22 protein-coding genes are annotated in these 24,053 nt (G+C 54.6%); 8 read left to right on the top strand and 14 right to left on the bottom strand.

The features are described 5' to 3' along the window. Positions 1 to 18: 18 nt before the first annotated feature. From ACNAOV_RS01250 to ACNAOV_RS01240, 3 genes are all read left to right on the top strand, one after another. Positions 19 to 1,122, top strand: a complete 1,104-nt coding sequence (locus tag ACNAOV_RS01250) for an ABC transporter substrate-binding protein (RefSeq protein ID WP_416517632.1) — start codon at positions 19 to 21, stop codon at positions 1,120 to 1,122. After that, positions 1,119 to 1,907, top strand: a complete 789-nt coding sequence (locus ACNAOV_RS01245; RefSeq protein WP_416517631.1) for an ABC transporter permease — start codon at positions 1,119 to 1,121, stop codon at positions 1,905 to 1,907. Before ACNAOV_RS01250 ends, ACNAOV_RS01245 begins: the two co-directional genes overlap by 4 nt. 179 nt (positions 1,908 to 2,086) lie before the next feature. Next, positions 2,087 to 3,079, top strand: a complete 993-nt coding sequence (locus tag ACNAOV_RS01240) for a DUF805 domain-containing protein (protein WP_416517630.1) — start codon at positions 2,087 to 2,089, stop codon at positions 3,077 to 3,079. Between the two features lie 51 nt (positions 3,080 to 3,130). On the opposite strand, the gene ACNAOV_RS01235 is transcribed toward ACNAOV_RS01240, so the two are convergent. Both ACNAOV_RS01235 and ACNAOV_RS01230 read right to left on the bottom strand, forming a co-directional pair. Continuing rightward, positions 3,131 to 3,991, bottom strand: coding sequence for a hypothetical protein (locus tag ACNAOV_RS01235; protein ID WP_416517629.1), 861 nt, complete (start codon positions 3,989 to 3,991; stop codon positions 3,131 to 3,133). Between the two features lie 81 nt (positions 3,992 to 4,072). Beyond that, positions 4,073 to 4,729 (bottom strand): histidine phosphatase family protein, encoded by a 657-nt coding sequence (locus ACNAOV_RS01230; RefSeq protein WP_416517628.1) that lies wholly within the window; start codon positions 4,727 to 4,729, stop codon positions 4,073 to 4,075. 191 nt (positions 4,730 to 4,920) lie between these two features. On the opposite strand from ACNAOV_RS01230, the gene ACNAOV_RS01225 reads away from it, so the two are divergent. The 3 genes from ACNAOV_RS01225 to ACNAOV_RS01215 all read left to right on the top strand — a co-directional run bounded on the left by ACNAOV_RS01225 (position 4,921) and on the right by ACNAOV_RS01215 (position 7,299). Then, the gene (locus ACNAOV_RS01225; RefSeq protein ID WP_416517627.1) at positions 4,921 to 6,258 is read left to right on the top strand and encodes an MFS transporter; all 1,338 of its coding nucleotides are present in this window, start codon (positions 4,921 to 4,923) and stop codon (positions 6,256 to 6,258) included. Positions 6,259 to 6,336: 78 nt separating this feature from the next. Next, positions 6,337 to 6,843, top strand: coding sequence for a GtrA family protein (locus ACNAOV_RS01220; RefSeq protein WP_416518113.1), 507 nt, complete (start codon positions 6,337 to 6,339; stop codon positions 6,841 to 6,843). 108 nt (positions 6,844 to 6,951) lie between these two features. Then, positions 6,952 to 7,299, top strand: a complete 348-nt coding sequence (locus tag ACNAOV_RS01215) for a phenylpyruvate tautomerase MIF-related protein (protein WP_416517626.1) — start codon at positions 6,952 to 6,954, stop codon at positions 7,297 to 7,299. A gap of 121 nt (positions 7,300 to 7,420) precedes the next feature. On the opposite strand, the gene rplI is transcribed toward ACNAOV_RS01215, so the two are convergent. From rplI to ACNAOV_RS01165, 10 genes are all read right to left on the bottom strand, one after another. Then, complete coding sequence (gene rplI / locus ACNAOV_RS01210; RefSeq protein WP_029677659.1) at positions 7,421 to 7,870, bottom strand: 50S ribosomal protein L9; 450 nt, start codon at positions 7,868 to 7,870, stop codon at positions 7,421 to 7,423. Positions 7,871 to 7,884: 14 nt separating this feature from the next. Next, positions 7,885 to 8,133: a 30S ribosomal protein S18 gene (gene rpsR / locus ACNAOV_RS01205; RefSeq protein WP_015021310.1), complete on the bottom strand. Its 249-nt coding sequence runs from the start codon at positions 8,131 to 8,133 to the stop codon at positions 7,885 to 7,887. A 36-nt stretch (positions 8,134 to 8,169) separates the two neighbouring features. After that, on the bottom strand, positions 8,170 to 8,787 hold the full coding sequence (locus ACNAOV_RS01200; RefSeq protein ID WP_416517625.1) for a single-stranded DNA-binding protein: 618 nt from the start codon (positions 8,785 to 8,787) through the stop codon (positions 8,170 to 8,172). Between the two features lie 88 nt (positions 8,788 to 8,875). After that, positions 8,876 to 9,172 carry a 30S ribosomal protein S6 gene (rpsF, locus tag ACNAOV_RS01195; RefSeq protein WP_416517624.1) on the bottom strand — a complete coding sequence of 99 codons (297 nt, stop codon included), beginning with the start codon at positions 9,170 to 9,172 and terminating at the stop codon, positions 8,876 to 8,878. 161 nt (positions 9,173 to 9,333) lie between these two features. Further along, a complete protein-coding gene (gene rfbB, locus ACNAOV_RS01190; protein ID WP_416517623.1) occupies positions 9,334 to 10,380 on the bottom strand; it encodes a dTDP-glucose 4,6-dehydratase in 1,047 nt (348 codons plus the stop codon). Beyond that, positions 10,377 to 12,485, bottom strand: coding sequence for a glycosyltransferase (locus ACNAOV_RS01185; protein WP_416517622.1), 2,109 nt, complete (start codon positions 12,483 to 12,485; stop codon positions 10,377 to 10,379). The genes rfbB and ACNAOV_RS01185 overlap by 4 nt, the downstream gene beginning before the upstream one ends. A 74-nt stretch (positions 12,486 to 12,559) precedes the next feature. Next, positions 12,560 to 13,855 carry an ABC transporter ATP-binding protein gene (locus ACNAOV_RS01180; RefSeq protein ID WP_416517621.1) on the bottom strand — a complete coding sequence of 432 codons (1,296 nt, stop codon included), beginning with the start codon at positions 13,853 to 13,855 and terminating at the stop codon, positions 12,560 to 12,562. Beyond that, a complete protein-coding gene (locus ACNAOV_RS01175; RefSeq protein WP_416517620.1) occupies positions 13,855 to 14,697 on the bottom strand; it encodes an ABC transporter permease in 843 nt (280 codons plus the stop codon). Before ACNAOV_RS01175 ends, ACNAOV_RS01180 begins: the two co-directional genes overlap by 1 nt. A gap of 79 nt (positions 14,698 to 14,776) precedes the next feature. Further along, positions 14,777 to 16,648 (bottom strand): glycosyltransferase family 2 protein, encoded by a 1,872-nt coding sequence (locus tag ACNAOV_RS01170; RefSeq protein WP_416517619.1) that lies wholly within the window; start codon positions 16,646 to 16,648, stop codon positions 14,777 to 14,779. Between the two features lie 94 nt (positions 16,649 to 16,742). Next, positions 16,743 to 18,230 (bottom strand): hypothetical protein, encoded by a 1,488-nt coding sequence (locus tag ACNAOV_RS01165; protein WP_416517618.1) that lies wholly within the window; start codon positions 18,228 to 18,230, stop codon positions 16,743 to 16,745. 793 nt (positions 18,231 to 19,023) lie between these two features. Here ACNAOV_RS01165 and ACNAOV_RS01160 point away from each other — a divergent pair. Beyond that, entirely contained in the window at positions 19,024 to 20,079 is a 1,056-nt protein-coding gene (locus tag ACNAOV_RS01160; RefSeq protein WP_416517617.1) for an acyltransferase family protein, read from the top strand. A 65-nt stretch (positions 20,080 to 20,144) separates the two neighbouring features. Next, entirely contained in the window at positions 20,145 to 21,167 is a 1,023-nt protein-coding gene (locus tag ACNAOV_RS01155; RefSeq protein ID WP_416517616.1) for a glycosyltransferase family 2 protein, read from the top strand. Positions 21,168 to 21,172: 5 nt separating this feature from the next. Here the strand turns inward: ACNAOV_RS01155 and ACNAOV_RS01150 are convergent, their stop codons facing one another. Together ACNAOV_RS01150 and ACNAOV_RS01145 are read right to left on the bottom strand one after the other, a co-directional pair. After that, positions 21,173 to 23,152, bottom strand: a complete 1,980-nt coding sequence (locus ACNAOV_RS01150; RefSeq protein WP_416517615.1) for a DUF6541 family protein — start codon at positions 23,150 to 23,152, stop codon at positions 21,173 to 21,175. A 96-nt stretch (positions 23,153 to 23,248) separates the two neighbouring features. Then, entirely contained in the window at positions 23,249 to 23,971 is a 723-nt protein-coding gene (locus ACNAOV_RS01145) for a metal-dependent transcriptional regulator (protein ID WP_416517614.1), read from the bottom strand. Between the last annotated feature and the right edge of the window lie 82 nt (positions 23,972 to 24,053).

Genomic DNA, 24,053 nt, shown 5'->3' with positions numbered 1-24,053 from the left:
AGAGGCAAGGTGACAGTAATGAGCATGTCGGAGAATAGCGGCTTCAGGAGACTTCCCGGCCACAAACTGATCGTACGGGCGCTCGCCCTGGCAGCGGCGCTCTGTATGGCGGCTACGAGCGCAGCCTGCGGGGCCAAGGGGGCAGAGAACAAGGCCGATGACGGCTCCAAGCTCTCCTTCATGCTGGACTGGACGCCCAACACCAATCATGTGGGCATCTACGTGGCCCGGCACCTGGGCTACTTCGACAAGGCCGGCCTGAGGCTGACCATCCTGCCGACGGCCCAGGCAGGAGCCGAGACCTCCGTTCAGAACGGGGTCGCCGACGTAGGCTTCTCCAAGCTGAGCAACCTGGCCACCTTCAACTCCCAGGGAGCCGACCTGCGGCAGGTCTTCAACATAGGCCAGCATTCCGTGGCGCGCTGGTGCTCGTTGGCCTCGCGCACCGACATCCAAACACCCAAGAACTTCGACGGCAAGACCTTCGTCAGCTTCGGCTCGGCCGAGCAGACGGCTGTGGTCAAGCAGATGATCCGCTATGCAGGCGGCAAAGGCGACTTCAAGCGGGTGACCAGCGGCACCAACACCTTCGCCACCCTGACCAGCGGGAAGGGCGACTTTGCTGGGTTCTATGCCAACTGGGAGGGTGTGGAGAGCGAGCTCAAGGGCCCGGCCCTGCACTGCTTCACCCAGGCCGACTGGGGGGTGCCCGGCAACCCCGACCAGCTGGGCTTCGTGGTCAAGAATTCCTGGCTACAGCAAGCCGGCCACCGTCGCGCCCTGACGGCATTCGTCAAGGCCTGCCTGAAGGGCTATAACTACGCCCTGAGCCATCCCGACCAGGCGGCGGACATCCTGGTCAAGGAGACCAAGGGATCAGCCATCGATCCAACCTTGGCCAAGCGTTCCATGGAGAGCATCGTCAAGGAGGGGTACTGGGTTGACAGCCCGGATCAAAAAAGCATCAGCGGGCTTATCAACGTCAAGGACGCCCAGGACTATCTGGACTTCCAGTTCAAGGCAGGCACCTACCGGGACGCCAAGAAGGGCGACCCAAACAAGGCCCCTCAGGCTACGGACTTATGGACTGATCGCTACGTTCGGGAAGCAGCCGGTCAATGAGGGTGCGGAAGCAGAGCGGAACCCGGGCACTGCCTCCGACCCTCACCCTGCTGGCGCTCCTGATCATCTGGGAGCTGGCTGCCCACCTGGGCGGAGTCAGCGAACAGGTTCTGCCGGCACCCAGCCGAATCCTGGCTGCCACAGTGCAGTCCCGGGAGGACCTGCTGCCTGCCACCGCCATCACCACCCTTGAGGGCCTTCTGGGCTTCCTCCTGGCCTCGGTCCTGGGAATAGTGATCGGCCTGGCCCTCTACAGCTGGCAAACCCTGCACGACGCCCTCTACCCCCTGATCGCAGGCGCACAGATGATTCCTCTGATTACCATCGCCCCCCTTTTCGTAATCTGGTTCGGATTCGAGCCAGTGGGCAAGGTGGTCATCGTGGCCGTCTTCGCGCTTTTTCCTATAGTGGTCCAAACCTACCGGGGACTCAAATCCGTGCCCCGCTTCTACCAGGATGTAGCGCTGAATTGCGGGGCAACTCGAATTTGGACCCTCTGGCACGTCAAGTTGCGAGTGGCAGCCGGGCAGATCTTCGGCGGTCTGCGCATCAGCGCCGCCTATGTCTTCGCGACCGCGGCCACCTCGGAGTATCTGGGTGCCAGGAACGGCCTGGGCATATGGCTGCAATCGGCCTTCAACTCCTTTAGGACCCCGCTGATCTTTTCGGCCACCCTGGTCATCATCCTGCTGACCGCCCTCCTACTGGGCCTGATCACCCTGACGGAACGGCTACTGCTGGGCGATGCCGGCGATGATCATATGGTCAATCCGGACGACGAGTGAAGAAGCCTGCAGCAGCAATCACATACCGAATCTGACAGACCGTCCAAAGGAAATATGACGAGCCTCCTATCCCCTGAGTTATGCATGATTGGCAAGCAGAAGAGTTGGCCTGCCATAATAGGGATATACGAAGAAGTCTGATCCGGAATAACCGACAGAAGATGAGAGGGACGATATCCATGAGCCATCCAGATGATACCAGCAACGGGAACCAGGCCCCCAATGGCCAGGGTTCAGCCAATCAAGGTCCGGGCAACGGCTGGCCCCGGAACGATCAGGCAGACGGAACCGGCTCAGGACCCGCGGCTTACCTGAATCAACCTCAACCAGGACAATCCGGTTATGCGCCGGCAGCTTCGGATCAGAGCGATATCTACCATCCAATCAGCGAAGCCCAAAGACCTGCCGACGATTACCGCCGGGAACAGCCATATCAGGGGCAGCCATACGGTCAACAGCCACAGGGTCAACAGTCTTATGGTCAACAGCAGCAGGCACCCTACGGTCAAGGTCCGGATCCCGGCCAGGCCAATGGCACAACCCCGCCGGCTGGCTATACATCTAACAACTCTTATCAGTCGCCTGAGGGTTGGTCGCAGGCAGGCTACCAATCCGGATATCAGGCAGGGTACCAGCCCGGACCTCAGGTCCCGCAGTATCCGGCCTATCCCTATGCGGATGCCGGATACAATGGCGAGCCGCCACTGAACGCACCCTGGTACGGCATTGACTTCGTAAACGCCTGCAAGCGGTTCTTCGTCAAATATTCCGTCTTCTCCGGAAGGGCCTCGCGTGGGGAATTCTGGTGGGCTTTTCTAATGATCTTCCTCATCAACCTTGCGATCTCGATCATCAGCTCAGGATCCACCTTTGTGGGACGGATTCTGTCCCTCCTGGTCACCATAGGACTTTTCATACCCAATCTGGCCGTGAGCATACGGCGCCTTCATGACACCAATATGTCCGGCTTCTGGATACTCCTGCCCTTCGTAAGCGAACTGGTGGGCAGCATCCCTCTGATCTTCGCCATCGTGGCTATTGCAGACGGGCATCCGGAATCCTCGCTCTCCCTACTTGGCTTGGGCGTATTGATCATGCTCGCCGGAACCGTCGCTGGTATCATTCTGCTGGCCAGGCCCAGCGATCCACGAGGAATCCGTTTCGACCGCTGAATCCAATCTGCCCCTCGCCTTGACTTATGGCCAGGCGAGGGGCAGATGTTCTCAGAGTTCCACGGGGGGCTTATTGGGGTCCTCGGGCACGTGGGCGAACTTGGCCTGCAGGGCCTCGCGGCTCTTGCGCTCGTCGTCCTCCTTGGCCTTGCGCTTGGCTTCCTCGGGGTCCCAGAGCACCTCCTGACGATGGTGGTCCCACTCTGCGCCCACTAGAGGGGCCAGCAGATCGGCGAAAGCCTCAGGATCATCCAGTACCTTCAGGGCGCGGACGACATCCTCGCCAGACAGGAAGGCCCGGGGAATGCCCAGTCGCTCGTTAAACTCATTGACATAAACCAGGACCGGTGCGGCGGCCGCAGCATGATCCGGGTCAGCGCCTGCCCGTTGAAGCAAGTCCCGGCAGATCTCCAGACTCGTAGCCAGGGCCTGGGCCACCCCTTCCTTGTTCTGAGGGGTTTCGGGAGATTTGTTCTGATCATCCAGGGACTGCTCAGCCTTGGCCACACCAGCAGCCACATCCTGCTGCCGAGCCTGGCCCCAACCGTTGCCCAAGGTTTCAGCCAAATCCGCAAGCGTCTGGGACTGGTCGTCCTGCGCCTGTGCAGCCGCCTCGATGGCATCGTTGGCCGCCATGAGCGCATCCACCAAATCCTGGGGACGACCGGGGATGTCCTCAGCGCCCTCATAGACGTATTCAGCGTCGGGGATGGTCACATCCTCGCCCGTCATCAGCTGCGCCAGCACCATGCTGATGCGCACCTGCAGGTCTTCCGCATACTTGGCGTCGTTGGCCAGATGCTCGGCATTCGTCAAAGGCCAAAGGTCTACCAGCCTGGCCCCCTGCTCAGCCGCCTGGGCCAGGGCGGGCCGTCCGGCTATCGCCTCCGCGCTTGCCTGTACATCCACCATGATCATCACGCTCCTTCATCGGGTTCTCGGACAGTCATCCACGACAGTATCCCCAGCTATCCTAGGCCGCTCAAGCGGTCTTTACACGCCTGCCGCCGGGTCCGCATAGGCGATTCCCAGCAATTTGCCGGTTTCACAGTCCAGGGTAATGGAGGTCACCGAAGCCAGGGCAGTGGCCCTAAGGAGCATATTGTGCTCGGGGTGGCCGGTCTCCAAGAGATGACGATACGACCAGATAGGCGATTCATGCGAGACGGCGAGGACCTGTGCGTCAGGATGGCTGCGAACGACCTGCCGGACGAAATCCGCTACTCGCCGGGCGATCTGCCGATAGGACTCCCCCCAGCTGGGACGGCGCAGATCCAGAATCAGCCGCAGGTTGGAGGGTCGCCAGAGGGCTCCCTGCCCGTGACCGATGCGCCTGCCACGGAATTCGTTGCCGGCCTCAATCAGACGACGGTCGTAGATAGGTTCCAACGGTTTCAAGCCGTGTTGAACACGAGCGGGGTTGATCTGCTCAAGCAGAATGGCCGTGGTCTCCCTGGTTCTGTCCAGCGGAGAGGAGTAGACGGCTTCCAGATCGCGCATGCCAGGAGCCTCGGCCATAAAGCGGGCCGTAGCCTCGACCATGGCCCTGCCCTTGTCGGACAAATGGAATCCAGGCAATCGCTCATAGAGAATATGATCGGGATTATCAACCTGGCCATGACGGACGAAATGTATGGTCGTCGCAGGCACGACCCACCTCCCAAACTCCCCGGCAGGCCCCATAAGTGACCATGGCGGGGGGTAGAATTATCAGTATCGAATGGCACCGATCAGGCGCCGATATGGTTACCACTGTAGCAGTCCTCCCAGCACCCCCACTTCCTTTTGTGCGTCTAGAAGGTCTTGTGGAAAACATCCAAGGAAAGCGAGACGAACAGCCCATGCCACGGCAATTGAAGGCGGCTTTGATCGAAGCCGGTCACAGGGTCTTCGGAGGTTACTCGGCGCTCCTGCGGCTGCCGCACACGGCGCGGTTCGCAGTGGGATCGGTCATTGCCTCCATGCCCTTCCCCATGGTGGGCATGACCATCACCATCTCGGTGCAGCACTACTACGGCAGCTATTCCCTGGCAGGCGCCCTGACCGCCATCCAGGCCGTGGCCCTGGCCCTGGTCAGCCCCATGCTGGGCAAGTTGGTCGACAAGTTCGGCCAGCGGCAGGTCTCCATCCCCACGGTTCTGGTCTGGATCGTGGCCGCCACGGTCCTGATCACGGCCATCACCGCTCACGCACCCACCTGGGTGCTCTACCTGGTCACCCCCTTCATGGCGGCCATCCCGCCCTGGGGAGCCATGAGCCGCAGCAGGTGGACGCATCTGCTGCGTGGTGACCACCGAGCTACCAACCAGGCCCTGTCCCTGTCAGGGGTCTTCGACGAGGCCATGTGGGTGATCGGCAACCCACTGGCTTCCATCCTGGCGGTCATTTCAGGCGTGTTGGCCTTCTCCTTCACCGGAATCTGCGTACTGGTCGGAGCCTTTATGTTCCTTTCCTGCCGAGAAACCGAACCGCCCTCGCAGACGGACATGGCCCGCGCCCAGGGCATCACCCGCAAGGAGTACCGGGAGCGGCAGGCTCAACAGGTGGCTCGTCTGCGTGCCCAGGAGGGTGGGAACGGCCAGAGCGGGGCCTTCTGGAGCGCCGGCATGATTGCCGTCTGCGCCACCTGGTTCGGCCTGGGAGCCTTCCAGAGCGCAGCATCCATCTCCATCATCGCCTTCGCCACAGAGCAAGGGATGAAGCAGATGACCGGGTTCGTCTTCGCCTGCTTTTCCTTCAGCTCCCTGGTCGGTGCCCTGCTCTACGGGGCCAAGAACTGGACCATTCCACTCTGGAAGCGTTTCTACTTCTGCCTGCTGGTGGTCAACCTGGGTATCGGAACCTTCATGTTCGCCAGGAATCTGTGGACCATCATGGTCATCTACCTGATCATCGGCGTCTGCCAGGCACCCACCTGGATCAACGGCAACCAGCTCATGCTCCACCTGGTGCCGCCCATCCGCTTCACCGAAGGCATGGCCTGGTTGAGCGCCATGAATTCTATCGGGTCCTCGGCCGGCTCGGCTGTAGCAGGGCAGTTCATCGACCGTTACGGATCCCAGGGCGGGTTCGGAGTGGTCACTACGCTGGCTCTGGCCTCGCTGGCCATCGCCTTTGTGGGCTTCCGTCAGATTCGCAACAGCACCGAGGAGCCCATTCTGACCGAGCTGCCCGCCTGAGGGCGTAACGTAAGGCTTTTGCGTACAAGCGGCTTCCGGTACCCCGCCAGCACATGAGGGATGATTGAATGGGCTACCGTGCGTAGATTAATCGGGCAACTGCTCAAGTTCGGTATCGTGGGCGTCATCGCCTTCCTTATCGACATCGGCATCATGAACCTGTTGATCATGGGGCCGCACCTGAACAATGTCCTGGCAGGAGCCATCTCCTTCCTGATCTCTCTGGTCTTCAACTATCTGGCCAGCATGCGTTACGTCTTCAAACACCGGGAGGACATGGCCCGGTGGATGGAGATGGCGGTTTTCCTGGTCTCCTCGGTCATCGGCCTGGGGATCAACGAGATGATACTGTGGATGGGCACTGCCATGCTGCCCCCGGACGCCATCACCACCATGCACGCCCGCTACCTGCTCTACGCCAACATTGCCAAGATCACAGCCACCGTGGTGGTGGCCATCTGGAACTTCCTGATCCGCAAGTGGCTGCTGGACGCGCCCGCGCCTGGCAAGCCGGTCAATCCGCGTTCGGCGGCCCACCGTCTGGGGGCCTGGTCCCTGCGTCACCGGCCCTTCGGCTGGCGCTGAGCTCGATCAGCTTGGTCGAGGCTACTATGGGACGGGAATAGTCAGCCATCCGCCAGGCGGTCGAATCATTCTGATTGGTCATGCCGGACGGACCGGAAAGGAAGCACCATGCCCGTTATCCACACTCACGTAAGCACGTCCATCACCGCCGAACAGCGCGAGCGGATCAAGACCGCCTATGGCAAGGCCATCACCGCTGTCCCCGGCAAATCCGAAGGCTGGCTCATGTGCCCCTTCGAGTCCGACATGCCCATCTATTTCGGGGGCGACGACAGCAAGCCTGCCGCCTATGTGGAGGTTAACGTCTTCGGCAGCGATGTGCCCAAGTCCGCTTGGGAAAGTCTGACCAAGACCATCATGGACACATTGGAATCGGAGCTGTCCATCCCCAAGGACCGCACCTACATCCGCTACACGGCCACCACTGACTGGGGTTGGAACGGCGGCAATTTCTGAATTGAGTAATCCCCAGTAATGCATAAGGAGGCCTTCCCGCGCACAGTCTGCTGCGGGAAGGCCTCCTGCTTAAGCCCAGATCCCTATTTCAAAGGATCCTGATGGGGATAGGTCGTATTTGCTACTCTGCGACGACCTTGACCGTGAAAGCGGCCGAGATCTCGGGGTGCAGAGCCACAGTGGCCGGGAACTCGCCGGTGGTCTTGATGGTCTCCACGGAGATGGCGCGGGGATCCACATCGGCCAGGGGACGAAGAGCCTGGGCGATGGCATCGCTGGAGATGCCGCCGAAGAGTTTGCCTGAATCGGACACCTTGGCCGCGATCTCGACGGTCTGCCCATCGATGGCGGTCTTGGCTGCCACGGCATCCTCACGGGTGGCCATGGACTTGGCTCGACGTGCCCGCTGCAGGGACTCGATCTGCGCAGCAGCGCCCTTGGACCAGGCGAAAGCCAGTCCCTGGGGGATCAGGAAGTTGCGCGCATAACCGGGCTTGACTGCGACAACGTCGCCCTTGTGACCCAGATCGGTCACGGTATCGGTCAGAATAACCTTGGTTTCCTTTGCCATAATCCTGACCTCCCTCAGCGACCGTTGGTGGCGTAGGGCAGCAGGGCCATCTCGCGGGCGTTCTTGATGGCCTTGGAGATCTCGCGCTGCTCCTGGACGGTGACACCGGTTATGCGACGGGAACGAATCTTGCCGCGGTCAGAGATGAACTTGCGCAGCAGAGCCACATCCTTGTAATCGATTGTATGAATCTTGGCAGCCCTCAGAGGATTCGGCTTCTTCTTGAAGGGCTTGACCGGCGGTTGCGGCCTTTTACGTGACATTGGTACTCCTTAAATGAATGATGACGCTATGAAACTTCAGAATTCGGGTTCGTCCCCGGAACCACCGAACTCGCCCGTGGAACCGAAAGATCCGAAAGAATCGCCGGACCCGGTCGATGACCAGGGATCCTGAGCAGGGACCTGCTGGCTCTGCGCTGGCTGTTGACGACCCATGGGGGCCGATGCTGCGCCGGCGCCGCCCTGGTAGGAAGCCCCACCCTGGTAGCCGCCGTTATTGGAACCGGCGAAACCACCTCGGGATCCACCGCCACCAGTGTTGGCGTTCCTGGTGACCTGGGCGGTGTTCCGTGACAGCGCAGGCCCGATCTCGTCCAGACGCAACTCCACGACCGTGCGGTTGTTACCCTCACGATCCTGATAGGAGCGCTGCACCAGACGACCCTGGGCAATCACCCTCATGCCCTTGGTCAGGCTGGCCTGAATGTTGGAAGCCATGGGATTGTATGTGGAATCCCAGGCCGAGCAACGCATGAAGAGCGAGTCGCCGTCCTCCCACTGCCCCGAGTTCCTGTTGAACTGCCTAGGCGTGGACGCGATGGTCAGGTTGGCCACCGTGCCTCCGTTGGAGGTCGTACGCACCTCCGGATCCGCAGTGAGATTACCCACCACGGTGATGTATGTATCTCCCGCCATGTCACGACCTTTCCTCGGAATGAGGACTTGGGAATGGGCCTGCTGGGGCGAATGTCAGCCGACGCTCCGACGTCCCTTTGCTGTTTGCCTACTTGTCATCCTTGCGAAGAATCTTGGTGCGGATGACGGACTCGTTCAGGTTGAGCACACGATCGAGCTCAGCACTGGCGGAAGGCTCGCAGGTGTACTCGACCACCACGTAGTTGCCTTCCTTGTGCTTGTCGATCTCGTAGGCCAGCTTGCGACGGCCCCAGACATCGATGTTGTCGACGGAGCCGCCTTCGTTAGTGACCACCTCGAGATACTGGTCGGTCAACTTCTTCAGCGAGCGCTCATCCATGGCCGGATCGGCAATGAACATCAATTCATACTTATGCGCAGACATCACCCACCTCCTTTGGACTTACAGGTCACGGACCTTCCGTGACAGGAGGGTGTAGCAGATTACCGGATTTTGCTGTCCCAAATCAGGACAGCAAGCCAGTAACCTATTAAGAATATACACCAGCCCCGACCTTGCTTCAGATAAAAAGCAGCAAGCTACACTCAGTGCCCCTGGATCTCGTAACGACGCTCAGTTTCTTCTTTGGCGGGCCTCCACCAATCCTGATGCGAGGCGTACCAATCGATCGTATCCCTGAGCCCTTGCCGAAAATCACGGTGTCGAGGCCTCCAACCCAATTCCGACTGGATTCGGCTGGAGTCCAAGGCATAACGCCGATCCACCCCCGGCCTGTTAGGTACTCTGTCAAAGGCATCAGGTTCCTGTCCCATCTCCTCTAGGATCATGGCTAGAACATCCCGATTGCTGTATTCGTTATCCGCGCTGATGAGATAAGTGGATCCCAATATCCCCCGGGTCAGAACCGTCCAAATAGCTTCGCAGTTGTCCTGAACATGGATCCAATCACGGGACTCCCGCCCTTCGCCATAGAGGCGGGGACGAATCCCTGCGAGAATATTCGTAATCTGACGAGGAATAAACTTCTCTACATGCTGGCGCGGTCCATAGTTATTAGAACAGTTGGAGATGGTCACCCGAGTCCCATAGGTACGCCACCAGGCCCTGACTAAATGGTCCGAGGCTGCTTTGCTAGCCGAGTATGGACTGGAAGGTCTGTACGGACTTGATTCGTCGAAACGCCTGGAGTCACCAAAATCCAGATCGCCATAGACTTCATCCGTAGAAATATGGTGGAAGCGCAGATCATGTCGGCGAACAGCTTGAAGAAGGATATAGGTGCCCTCGATGTTGGTTTTGATGAAAGGATCGGGAGCTTGAATGGCGTTGTCGTTATGGGATTCGGCTGCAAAATGAACGACGGTATCGATTCCGTATTCGCTGATAGCCCCCTCCACGGCTCCAGGATCACAAATATCGCCCTTGACCAGAAAGGGGCCATTTGGACCAGAATTGGGAAGGCTACCAGGAATGGCCGCATAAGTAAGGGCGTCAAAGACCACAATCCTTGTGTTGGGATGGTGCTGACTGACCCAACGCACGAAGTTGCTCCCAATGAATCCCGCCCCGCCGGTAATCATGAGGTTGCAGGGGCAATTCTGATCACTCCCTATGCCGACCATGGCGGTCATTCGCCATCTATCTTGGACCCGGGTTTTCCATCTCTCTCGGAAGGATAGGGAATCACCTTCATGCCGCTATTGGCGAAAATCCGCTGCCAAGTATCAAGAGAGGCTAGGCCGTAATCACGATATCGGGCCGAAATTTCTTTCCAGTGCTTCCTGATAGTCAAAGCCAAACGGCAACCCTGACCCATCAGGCGACGGAATTCTCTGTTGTCCCGTTTAAGCCAGGCTACCGAATCGCCGTCTGGCGAAGTGACTAAGGCCGAATCTATGCCATCGAAAGCCACCCAGGTCCAAGATGCGTCCTGAGCTGCTATGGAAGTGTCAGGCTGCTGGTCTCTTGTGGCATCACGGTCGGTCAACACGGACTTGGCAAGGAGCTTTAACGCCACCAACATCCGATGTTCCCTACTCTGTGGCCGTTTACGCGGGGGTATAGTCTCATGAGCAGGAGCCGGCAGAGTCCAGAGATCCTTGGTAGTTTGCGCATCAGTGAAGCCCGCCCTGAGGCGACGTACCTGGTCTAGCTTGGTGGGGAAAGTCTCAACGATATACTGTGGCCCTCTCAAAAGATCCTGAAGCGCCAAGTTGCGCAGAGCCATAGCTGAATAGGTAAAACGCAGCCCCAGACTGGCATCCCCATACAAGGTTTCCGTCATGATTCGAGAAACAGGGAACTCAGGTTCTAGGAGCAGGGCGGCCAACCACCGGTTGCGCTCCGTGTAGTACTCCTCCCAAGTACGCGCCGGATCCTTCTCATGCCAAGCTTGATGCCAGACCGCAACTCCCGGAAGACAGACCGTGGGATAGCCGGCATGCTGTGCCCGAAGACAATACTCCACATCGTCAAATTTAATGAAGACCGGCAGGGAGAGACCAATTTCCTTGATGACACTGATTGGTATCAGACACATCCACCACCCATTGAAGTCCTCGTCAATACGCTGATGGCGTTCAGGACAATCACGCAGGGGCTCCAAGGCGAAATCATGATTGTAACCCAGCCCTTGAGAAGGCTCCATCCACATACGTTTCCAGTTCAGCCGCTCCCCCTGAGTGTAGAGGACGGTCCGGTTGTCCAGGTGGAACATGCCTCCACCGACCAGCATGGGTTTGCATACATAGTCGGCGAACTGAACTGCACGAAGGATAGACTCCGGTTCACTGATGGCATCGTCGTCCAGGAGGAGGACGTAGTCGGATCGACCGGCTTTGAGCGTCTCGTACATACCCCTCGAGAATCCGCCTGACCCTCCCAGATTCCGTTGGCGCATATAAGTCAGCTGGCCACCCAGAGACTGTGCCACGGCTCCATACCCTTCTTGGTCACTGACGAATTCATTACCTTGGTCAGTACAGTATATGGTATCCAATCGGCTACGAAGCTCAGTAGCAGCAGCAAGGTCCTGCAGCTGCCTCAAACAATAGGGGGCGCGGTTAAAGGTTGTAATAGCGACGGATACACTTGTCTGGTGGGATGCGGTGCTGGCACGAATGGGTACTTGCCAGTCTGCATCCTTGATTATCAAGGTATCACCTTCGCTGGCTTGTGCTTCCAGCCAGCAGTAACCGCCATCGACCAGACCAGTCATGGGTATGTCCAGGGTAATGTGTTCTCCCTGTTCCGTCTGTCCAACCTGTTCGATTCGGGCAGAACCGGCAGAGGTGAAGATACCCCGACCATTGGATTTCATGACTCGTACCTCACCACGGCCCCGAACCATCAAGGTCAGCCTGATGGTATCGACTCTGGTCCAACGACGCCAGTAACCGGCTGGGAAGGCGTTGAAGAAAGTGCAGAGTGAGATCCGCCCACCAGCATGGATACGCAGAGATCGCCGGGAGAGAAGGTCGAAGTCGTTGGTGGTAGCGCCTGCGCCTGCACCGGTCCGCGTTAGAGCCTGGCCCACCAGCCGTTGATATTCAGACTGATTCATAGCGTTCAGCCTGATGCGCTTCACATCCGTCCGTGGATCCAGAACCGTATTCGAAAGGTGCGAAGGCGACCAGTCAATGGCATACAAAGGAAGCACCTGTTCCTGGTCACGCTCGGGAAAGACCACCCGGACCACACTTTCAAAACCTATGTCTGCCATCTCTTGAACCTTCATGGATCAAATACCTTCCCGCGGCAAGGCCGCCGAATCGCCTCAAAATCATCCTATCCCGAGCACGAAGAAGGGAATCACCCATCCACTTCGTCCACCTGGTCAGGGTCCAGGGCAGCTATGGTCAGCGCCCGATCGCTGAGAAGAGCATACTCTCCATTCCGCTTATTTCGTATAACAAAGTCACATGCGTTCTCGTCCAGCGCCACTCCTACAGCGTCCGTCCCATGAGGATCGTTGGGATTGGGAGTGCGCAAAGACGTAATCAAACGGAACTCACCATTGTTAAAAACGTTCAGCGGAAGCTCGAAGTGAACGACCTGGTGGCCGTGGCGGCGCATACGCATGGTTTTTGGGCCTGTGTCATAGGTAATGCCTCCCCGCCTGATGTCGTGCAGAGCTACAGCTAGATAGAAATCACCTGGCTGGTCGTACTGGTACTCGACATCGAACTTGAAAACACCAGTACCGTCACTCACCTGTGGGGAAACTGGAATAGTTCTCAGAATAGGACAGCGATCGTTCAACCCATTGGCATAGCCCCCACGCTGAATCTGCATCTCGTGCTCCGCTGTACGCTCAGCTTCCAAATTAGCCAAGGTGTACTTATGAGAAACGGTCTCTGGATCACCTAGGGCTTCCACCCGTCCGTCGGCGATCATCATGGCTCGGGTACAGTACTTCTTGACTGAACCCATATCATGAGTGACGAGGATGACAGTTTTTGTAGGGTCTTTTTTGATTTCAGTGAAATAATCATCGCACTTGCGCTGGAAAGCCTCATCCCCCACAGCCAGGACCTCATCCAGAACCAGGATATCCCCCTGGGCCTTGATGGCCACGGAAAAAGCCAAGCGGACCTGCATGCCAGAGGAATAGTTCTTAAGTTTCTGGTCCATGAAGTCATCAAGTTCAGCGAACTCAACGATGTCATCGTACATGGCGTCCACTTGATCTCTGGTGAACCCGAGCAGAGCTCCGTTCAGGTAGACGTTCTCACGGCCAGTCAGTTCCGGGTTAAACCCTACACCCAGCTCGATGAAGGGGACCAGCTTGCCGACCACGTGGATGGAACCGTGCTCGGGGTAATAGATCTGCGAAATCAGCTTGAGTAGAGTGGATTTGCCGCCACCGTTACGCCCGACAATGCCGAAGAACTCCCCCTGATGAACCTCAAAGCTGATGTCCTGAAGGACCTGCTGCTTCTTGTAGCCTTTGATACCCTTGGTCCAGTTAATGAATGCCTGTTTGAGACCGGTGGCCTGCTCTGTGGGGAGCTTAAAGTATTTGGATACATGATCAACGGAAAGAACCACTGGCGACTGCTGATAACGTTGCAGGACTTCTTCGTAGGTTTGATCGTCGCTAGACATCACATGACCTCCGCGAATTTACGGCTGTTACGGCGGAACAGCCAGATACTAAACCAGAGCAGACCTAGGGTAATCACCAAGGGAATCATCATAATCGAAAAGCTGTGAAATTGGTTCCATATAGTAGGCTGAGTCTCAGGCGCAATGAAGTTGTGACGTATGTCCTGAATGGATTGGGCTATGGGGTTAATCAACTCCAACCGAGCCAGAAAAGCCAGCCTACCCCCACGGTCAGTCACATACTTCAGGGGGTAGATAATGGGCATAGCATAGAAAATCAGCTGCTGAAGCACTTCCCAAATATGGGCGATATCGCGGTAGTAAACATACATGGTTGCCATGATCAACGTCATGGCCAGAGTGACCATGTAAAGCTCAGCCACATTGATTGGCAGGAAGATGATTCGCCAAGTGAATTGAACCCTGCTGAAAAGAGCAAAGACAAGAACCACAACAAGGTTTATGGCGTAGGAAATCATGGCCCCAATCGTGGCTGAAACCACCACGATATAGTTGGGAAAATGTATCTTGCGCAGAAGGTCACCGCGGTCTACCACGGAGCGCAGGCCCACATTCGTGGATTCGGTCACAAACTGCCAGGAGCTGATGCCCAGCAATAGGACAACCGGATAAGTGGCTGTGCCGTCTGACATACGCAGGAATCTGGCAAAAACCAGATACATGACGCAAAAAAGCATAAGCGGCTTGAGTACCGACCAGGCGATGCCCAGAAAAGAACCCTGGTACCGCAGCTTGAAATCAGTCTTTACCAAGCCGCGCAGCACAGTCAGCGCATACCCGTATCGGTCCCTGATCTTTTGCACAAGTTGTTTCACGTTCATTTCCTATCGACGACCGCACCACCATACTTCAGCACTCGGCCTGACATGCTATGAAACACCATTCACAGAAGGCGAATTTTCAGTCCATTTTCAGATATTTGCGCCAGAATCCCTGAGAGGTCAGCCGTGCACGATCATGAGCATAGTCGCGGCTAATCCTCTTGATATTGGCCCTGTAATAGCGCAAATCCCTGGCATAGCGCTTCTTGATCCTGGCATACCGTTCAGGATCTTTAACACGTACAGCGCCCTTGCGGTTGTACCAATCCAGAACGATAAGTTTGTTTTTGCCGCGAATCGCCCCCGCCGGATAAACCCAGCCGAGCAGAGGAATGACTGCATAACCCTTTCCTTCGGTCTTAAGATAGCGCTGCCCATTATCGGTTACATAGTCCTCCAAGCGCTCTAGCGTGGTGCGAGGCTTGTCCCCATCAATCAATTGACGGTCGATTTGATTTAATCTGAGCCCCTTCGTTTCGGGATCCGCATCCAGCTGTCGTTGCAACTGATCGAAGTCCACCAGCTGCTCCTTGACACGATTCGCCCTGAGGAAGGTCTCTTCCGCCTTCCCTATTTGGCTGAAGAAACCTGGCCCCTTGAGAAAATCTTCAAAGGCATCCAGGCAAAGTTCGGCGTTCTGATAACCGAACTTCTTCAGCTCCAACCGAATGTTGTTATGAAGCTCGTGCATGAAGTCAGAACGCCGGGCGACCCCGGTGGTCGCTTTGGCAATCATGGTATTACGAGTTGTCTGATACCGTTCTACGGCGGCGTTGTAACGCTCATGGAAGGACATATGCCAGATACACAGACCGTTCATTGTAATGAAGGGCGTCTTACAGCGCATTCCGTACTCTGCATCATCGGAACGCACGAAGAACGGCAGAGGCAAACCATTCTTGTCTATGACCGACAGAGGAATGCAGCAGTACCACCATGCTGCATAAAGATTGGCCTTCATAACTTTGTTGGGTTTGAAGAGCTCATTGTAAATCAAATCTTCAAAGAGCACTAGACGCAGACCAGGCTTGCAAGGGGAGAAAGTACCTTCAGGCGTCATGTACCCGATGTCCTCCCATTGGTCCTCGCCCACCTCATAGTTGAGCATGGCACCACTGATCATGGCCTTTTCGTAGCCTGGCTTAAGGATTCTCAGAAGGTTGTAGGTCCGCTTGATGCTTTCGGGAGACACATCCACATCATCATCCATGAGCAGGATGTTGGTGGCCCTGGGTTTCTGATCCATAGCAGCCAACATTCCCCGGGTAAAACCGCCTGCCCCGCCCACGTTGTCATTTGGAATGATCTGTATCCGTTCGCTGGCCAGAGCTGGAGCATCCAATGTACGGCCATTATCGATAACATACATATGGAAGTGATCCGCAATGTCTTCACCGGATTCAACGATTTTTCGACGAACGAGACCGATATTGTGAGTGATGTAGCTTTCCTTCTTGAAAGTGGTGGTGGCCAGGGCCAGCTCCACCGGACGCTCATCACCCTCATAATCCAGGGCGTAGTAACCATTACGGATATAAACCCGCCCTTGAGTCTCGATGTTGAACCCGATCAGGACCATATCGTCCTTTACTTTTAATGGGATATCTAGACCTTGCCATGTATCAGATGCCGCAACATGGAATTCCACCTCATTGACGGGTATAGGGTGCACAGCAAAGGCATCGCCCATTGTTTGCGTAACCGTGCAGTCGGCACCTCGTAGCTCCAAATGCAAGGTATACCCCGTGGACCTAGTATAGCGCCGGAGCTTCATAACCGATAAGGAATTGAAGTATGTATTGAAATCATAAAGCCCTGCTCTGTACATGGCCCATTCGCCCTCATGATCGTCGAAGATCACCGGCTGATCAGAACGGCAGTAAAGGTCAGGGTAGGACACTGACCTCTGGTTGGCCTCCAAAATAATGTTGGCGAATTTCATGGTTGGCATACCTGTAGGCACCTCGTCTCAACAACCGAATTCATGCTTTACATTCGAAAAACATACATACGAATAATAACCTTAGGCCAAAACCCTAGAGTATCTACACAAAGAGGAACCAGGAATAGACATCCCACCATAGCGGGGTTCCCTCAACAGCTTGGAGTTGGAAGAAGTTGAGGATAACCCCCAGAGCCATTCCAGCCGTGACCAAGCCAATCATCACACGCGAAAGCTCAGTAAATGCTCCAAGATGTTCTTTACAGTCAGTCTCACTAACCGAAACCACGTTCTTGGACTCGTCTGTTTTCCGCTCACTGTCAATGGACAAAAACAGCATTGCAAAAAGAAGCATTAAAGCCCACCCACAGTCCACAAGATAACGTGAATCGTATCCAACCACATGCACGTCGAAGCAGAAAACGACCAGAGCATAAAAGCCCAAGAACCAGCAGAGTGAACTCACCCGATGCATTCTCAATCGGATACGCCATTTCGGCATCATAAAAAGTATCAACGCGAAGGGAGCAATAGTGGTCAAATAACCGCCATAACTGTTCTGCATGGGCGCCCAGAGGGGGAGGAACTGTGGTGTCTTAGTCAGTAGGGGAAAGAGGGCAGAAATGACAGGAGGTTGAAGAAAATAGAGGAAAATCATAGGGAAAAGCTGAGTATAGGGAAGGCTGGAATTGGGCATATCAAACCCAGTTAAATTATAATTCGCCCCAAAATCTAGATAGGATCCGAAGCGCACCTTGTTATAGGCCAAGAGGGGTGCAAAAACCAGGAAAACAGGCACTAAGGCACAGGCCCATACTCCAACCTCTCTAACCAACCCGCGAATTCCGGTCTGCCCCTGTAACCAGAGTCCGCGTATCTCCTCCCAGAAGAGAGGAATAGCCACGATGGCAGCCAGCATGAATTGCGGACGACATCCCAGGGTCATGGCCATGGCCAAGGAACCCAAGGCTAACCAAGCCTTATTGAGACCTGACAATTTCGACTGCACCCAACAAGAAATAGCTATCAGGACAAAGGCCCGAGCCATGGTCTGAGGAAGCTGATAGAAGAATCTCACTGGTACCAGATTCATGATTTGTAGACCCATGAAAATGGCACAACTAATCAGCATGGCTGCGCCCAGGCTGCAAGATGACTTCGACCGCGAGAAAAGGCGAGCGATCTGGACGGCCACCATCATCGACAGTATGGTATTAATTAGGGCCAAGATCAAGATAGCGGAGCCGACAGATAAATCGGATCCGGTAATCAATTTGAAGGGAACAAACATAAAGAGCGCAGGAAGTACCCCGAAATAGCTGTAGTACTTTCCTGATTTAAAGGCCGTATCCCAAAGGATCGGCGTCCGATCTCCACTTGTTGCTGCAATCTGAGTCCTCGCCCAAGTGTCATAAGGGTTCGAAAGCGCTGCTAAATCTTTGTTGACTGGCATGCCCAAATCAACATGACCGTTGATGAGTGCATCAGCCATATGGTTATATTGGCCGTTGTCGAAAAAAAGGCCGTTATCCAGCAGCACAAGCCCGGTAGGCGTGTGGCTACCACCGGCTATCAACCACAATTTGACCACAGCGCACATTTCACCCACTAGAAGAATCAACATCCCGACCCAACAGACTATGTCTCCTGAGGCCAATCGACGCCTATAAAGAGGAGAATCCGGCCGGAAGCAGATAATTAGCAAAACCAAGACTGCTTCCAAGGCCACTCTCGGCCGAGATACACGAAAAGGTACACGGGGATTAGCAGTGAAAGAGGGAATCGTGAAAGTGTCATCAGCCTTGACTTTATATGTCAACCGGACATCGGTAACTCCGCCACCAATGTGTGAATACCTGGTCATCTCATTGTCGGGAGAAAACATGATAGTGGCCGTAGAAGGATACCAGCCACTATCAGTTGGTTTCTTAGTGCTAGTGGTCCAACTCAAGCTTTTAGCATCCGAACTTGAACTACGTTCTTGACTGCCACTGCCATGATTGAGATACAAGTATTCTATTCGGTCAGAGGCTGATATGTCCATCCAAGCCTGCTCAGGGTCAGAAACCCTTGCTTTTCCATCCCCTGTCCTGACCAAGCCGGGCCCCAGACCCTCATTGACAGCTTGGACGGGCATGGCGTTACGTGTTAACCAATAAGGTAGATTGAAGATGAAAACTTCTGCCGAAAAAGCCAGGAGTACACACAATATAGGTACTAGTTGCTGCCGGATCAGAGTCCGTACCAAAAAAGTAGTCTTCGACCTTGGCAAATGCATAATGCGACATGATAGCCTTAGGGCACAACCATTGAATATAAGTTGGCGGGTGGGCGGTCAGATGCTGTTGCATGCATGCACAGAGTGCGAAAGGCATTAAAAGAATATGTCTAAAGTGAGAGTTCGGTATTTTGACATCGCACGCGGTCTCGCCATACTTGCTGTCATTCTGGGACACAGCACACTTATTGTAAACATGCCAGAGAACATGGATCCTGTTTCGTTTCTTCTCTATAGTTGCTGTTTTTCTTTTCATATGCCTCTTTTCTTCGCACTTTCAGGGTTTTTTTCCCACCCAGAAAACAAGTTTGCCTGGCGCAAGGAAATCAGAGAACTTCTGGTTTCCTATGGATTGACCGCATTTATGGTAATCATCTGCAATGTTCTACTTGCGTTGCCTTTACACAGACCTGTCTTCAATTCCCTGGTGATCTGGACCAAGGCCTCTATCTACGGTGCCGGGGCACCAGTGGATGGACCATTCTGGTCTGTTCACCACAGTATCGGTGCCATATGGTTCCTCTTGGCGCTCTTTTGGGCTCACCTCTTAGTGAACTTGGCGGTACATCTTCCCTATACATCTATCTGGATTGCCCTCTTCTTCGCCATAGGTTATACGAGTGCCCGTATAGGTTGGTTGCCCTGGAGCATCCAAGCAGGCATGACTGCCGCCACTTTCGTCTACCTAGGTCATCTGGCCCATCAACTCAATCTGCCGAAAATCTTGAGCCAGTATCCTTGGCTATGGATCATCCCCTCTATTGCTTGGGTGGCATCTATTTGGAAATTTAGCGGCTTCAGCATGGCACTGAATCAATATGGGAGACTTCCCCTTCTGACGTTTCTAGGGTCATTAGGCGGTACCGTCTGCGTGGTTGGCCTGTCTAAGTTGATTGATTCAAGCCTGCCCTTGATAAATTCAGCACTAGTCAAGTTGGGCCGATACACACTGGCCATACTTTGCGTGCATCTCCTAGAGGACGACGTCTTGCCGTGGGAAATCATTATCCCACGAATGCTGAATCAATTTACCTCGCTCGCAGCGACTCTGATTATCTTCACTGTCCGTCTGATCTTTGATCTGCTAATGACTCTTTGCCTCTACCAAATACCTGTCATAAATCGCGTTTTCTTCCCCGAACTAGCTAAACGACAAGTCTGAGCGATTATCCTCCGAGGCTCCTTGGCTGTAAGACCCACCAGTCAGCTATACTTGCCTATGTGCTTATGTCGAACGAGAATCATATGGATATCGCCGTGCTTATACCCTGCTACAACGAAGCCAGCACAGTAGGCAAAGTAGTCGACGATTTTCACCTCTATCTACCCGAAGCACGCATTTATGTCTATGACAACAATTCAACTGATGAAACAGCTTCCATAGCTGAAACACATGGTGCCATAGTCCGTCACGAGCCAAGACAAGGTAAGGGGAACGTGACCAGGGCTATGTTCTGCGACATCGACGCTGACATCTATATCATGGTAGATGGCGATGACACCTACCCTGCCGAGCAGGCCCCGGCCATGGTCCAGAAAATCATCGATGGTTATGACATGGTTATCGGTGACAGGCTCAGCTCAACCTATTTCGCAGAGAATAAGCGACCTTTCCATAACTTCGGGAATAGGTTGGTAAGACGGGCCATCAACTGGTGCTTCCACGCCAACATCAACGACATAATGACTGGTTTTAGAGCTTTCTCCTTCGCTTATGTCAAAACCTTCCCTATCCTCTCGACCGGGTTCGAAATTGAAACCGAAATGACAATCCAAAGCCTTGATAAGAATCTTCGTCTTTATGAGATGCCGGTTAAGTACCGAGATCGCCCCCATGGCTCAGTCAGTAAGCTGAACACTTTCGGTGACGGGATGAGGGTCTTATCTACAATTTTCCAAATGATACGCCAGTATCGGCCCATGTCCTTCTTCGGCTCCTGCGGATCTATCCTGACTGTGCTAGGCCTAGGATTCCTGATTTCTGTCATCATCGATTTCTGGAGGACAGGCGTAGTCATGCGATTTCCCACATTGGTCTGCTCAGTGCTCCTTATCTTGATGGGACTGCTTAGTATCTTCACTGGCGTCACCCTGGATATCCTTGCTAGGAACGACCGGAAATCATACATCCGCAACACCAACACCTTCACCTACCTACGCAGGAGAGAAAAGTCTGTCGAGGATGTTCCGAAGAAAGAGGACACACAAAAAGAGCTTGTCAGTAAAACCGAACCCATCGAGAGACGTTAGATAAATCAACGGCAGGCAAGCCTATACAAGGCCCAATTTATCCTGGCAGAATCTCCGTCGCTGTAATCACGGATCAGCTTCAGAGCGCCTTCGTTGACATATCTATTGATAATCGACTGGTCATGGAACGGCAGGTACTGATTCTTATACGTAAACATGAGCAGACTGTCGGCCTGATCTCCCATCGCCAGGAAATAGACAGACGTCGGTGCAGAGCGAGGACTTTCGGGAGCGTAATTGGTTTGAACAGGGCAGGCTCTATTTAACAAAATATTCGTGTCACCCGAAGCGAAAGCCTCCTCCACCTGCCCAAAGACGGCCCCGTGCTTGGTGTGCATTGGGTTATAGACAGGGTAGAGCATATTGGTTCCGTTCAGAGTCATCCCATACATTGATCCGTTCATGGGGTCAGAGATGACGACCGCATCAGGCTCGATGCGAGTAGCCAGATCATCCAGGACCTGCTTCTTCTGGGTGGTTAACTGGGCACCTTGGGTAGTGCTGAGCAGCCTTGTTGTGTCAGCAATCTGACCGGCCATTTCAATGCGTATCGGGTTTGACAAGTTACCCAAGAGAACCAGAATGACCATCAGACTCGAAAGTGCCCAAGACATCAGCACCTCGGCTACGCGGTCCATCGATGGGACCATTCTACAAAGCAAGTCAGGACCATTGGCAAACAAACAATCCGCCCCAAAGGACAGAAGGGGCACCACAGCAAAGGGTATCATGCTGATAGGCCTGGTCTCTCCCCGGTACCAAGCAGCCGTCAACAAGTTGGCAATAGGCCCGGTTAGGGATGCGCTGCAGACGAATACCAAACCCACGAGTAGAAATGTCAGCACCAGGGCAGCCCCAAGCCATTTGCGTTCTTCCGACAAAAACAGAGAAGAAAAAATAGCCAAACAGACCATCAAGGCCATACTGACCCCTGCCAACCCGGACATCCCATCACCAATTACGATTCCCAAGGCACCCGACAAAGAACGGGTGGGCTGGAAAGTATGGAACCATGTGGACGGGTGAAGGTAATTCTTGCCTGGGTCGCGATACATGACATATGCGCCGAAGAGTCCCCCGGCTGCCAGCACTAGAGCAAGTATAAAGAGAAGAAACTTCCTGGGAAGCTTGATAAGAGCAAAGAATCCCACCAGAGCAAGGTATGTGAAGGCGACACGAGGCTGAGCAAAGCAAATCATTAAGAATAGCGCAAGGTCGATCAGAATCCAACGGACCAAGGCGCCAGACCGCCCAGAATCGACCCCGGTCATAAGATCCATGAGCCTGAGACTTCCATAAAGCAGGAAGGGCAGGATACAGGACGCGAATCCATAGGCGATCAGAGGTCCAGCTCTGAGAAGCCAGTATGGAAAAGCAGCAGAAGACACCGACAAAACAGGGATCAGAAAACTGATAACTTCCTTGCCCCAGCCCCTGCTCTTCTGCAGAAAGTAGGAGCACCAGAGTGCCATGCCAGCAGGAAAAATCAGGCCAGAAGCCACAATCCATACCACATTCAAGGAAGCGAAAATATTGAGACCGGACCCGAACACCGAGGAGATGCTGATCAATGCATAGACCAGGAGATGAAAGAGAGGTGGGTAGAAGGAGCCGTTCGGATTGAGGGTCAGGGCCGCGGAAACCCCATTGCGCATAAGTTTGCGGATGAAGTAATAGTGGGACGGGGCATCGATTTCCTGAATCGGCAGTGTCCACATGGATTGGCTTTTAGGAAACCAGATCAGAACAATTAGAAATGCTAAGCAGATACCCAGAAACGATGCCAGCCATTTAGGGGTCTTGATCCGTTTAATTAGAGGGAGTTGGGCTTTTTCAGCTATATCTGTCCGATTTGACGAAAGTGGCAGTTCCAAGACCTCCAATGAACCTTTTGCATCTGAGGCACCATGGGCATTGTCGACATTCGAAGAAATACTAAAAACCTGGCGGTCTCGTGAGCTCAACCCTGTCAACCGCCTAATCATAATCACTCCTTGCCTTCGCTTTTCCGGACCTCGTTTGTCAGTAGGACTTTGACTATGCTGATGAGGTATGGCGAATAACAGCGTTTGGGTATTTTGTTATTCCGATTCTTTATGCGTTAATAGACTAACTTGGATACGGTTGGCGTGATCAGGCATCAATTCTAAAATATCCGACATTTCATCTGCAGTCTGTATAGCCGCAGGAACTTGCTCTGATCGTACACTAATCAATCCTCTTCTGTTTTGAAATACAGATAGTATACAGCCCGGACCTATCCCTCTCTCACCAAGGTATCGGAGGAAATCAGGATCCTCGTCGCTGACTCGTTGCACCCTTACCGTCGTCCCTGCAGATACTTCCGAGAGAGGCCTTGTGGTTGTAGGTATTGGCGGAAGGTCTCCGTCAGGCGAAGGTATGGCATCACCATGCGGGTCGGCAGTTGGGTGTCTTAGATAGTCGTCGATGCGGTCGACCATCTTATCGGATACGGCGTGCTCGAGACTGTCGGCCTCCTCATGCACCTCATCCCAGCCATAACCGAGAGCCTGCACCAGGAAGGTCTCCAGCAGCCGGTGGCGCCGGACCATGGTGACCGCATAGCGACGACCGGTTTCAGTCAGCTCCACCTTGCCGTAAGGCCTGTGAGTGACCAGACCGGCATCGACCAGACGGCCCAGCGCACCTGATACCGTCGACTGTTTCATGCCCGTCCTATCAGCCACAGCGCTGGGTTGGACAGGGCCCTGGTCCCATTCTTGAAGGTCCCAGATGACTTTGAGATAATCCTGGGCGCTGGAAGACAGTTCGGCAATTTCCATGTTCCACAGTCTATAGCACAGCTCCACAGCACGACCCGCAGGTACCCCCGCAGGCATATTTCGACATTGTCACAGATCACCT

The sequence above is a fragment of the Bifidobacterium asteroides genome, assembly GCF_048001765.1.
Taxonomy (GTDB): domain Bacteria; phylum Actinomycetota; class Actinomycetes; order Actinomycetales; family Bifidobacteriaceae; genus Bombiscardovia; species Bombiscardovia asteroides_K.
Note: the sequence above shows the minus strand (reverse complement) of the source record. Positions and strands in the feature narration are given on the sequence as shown.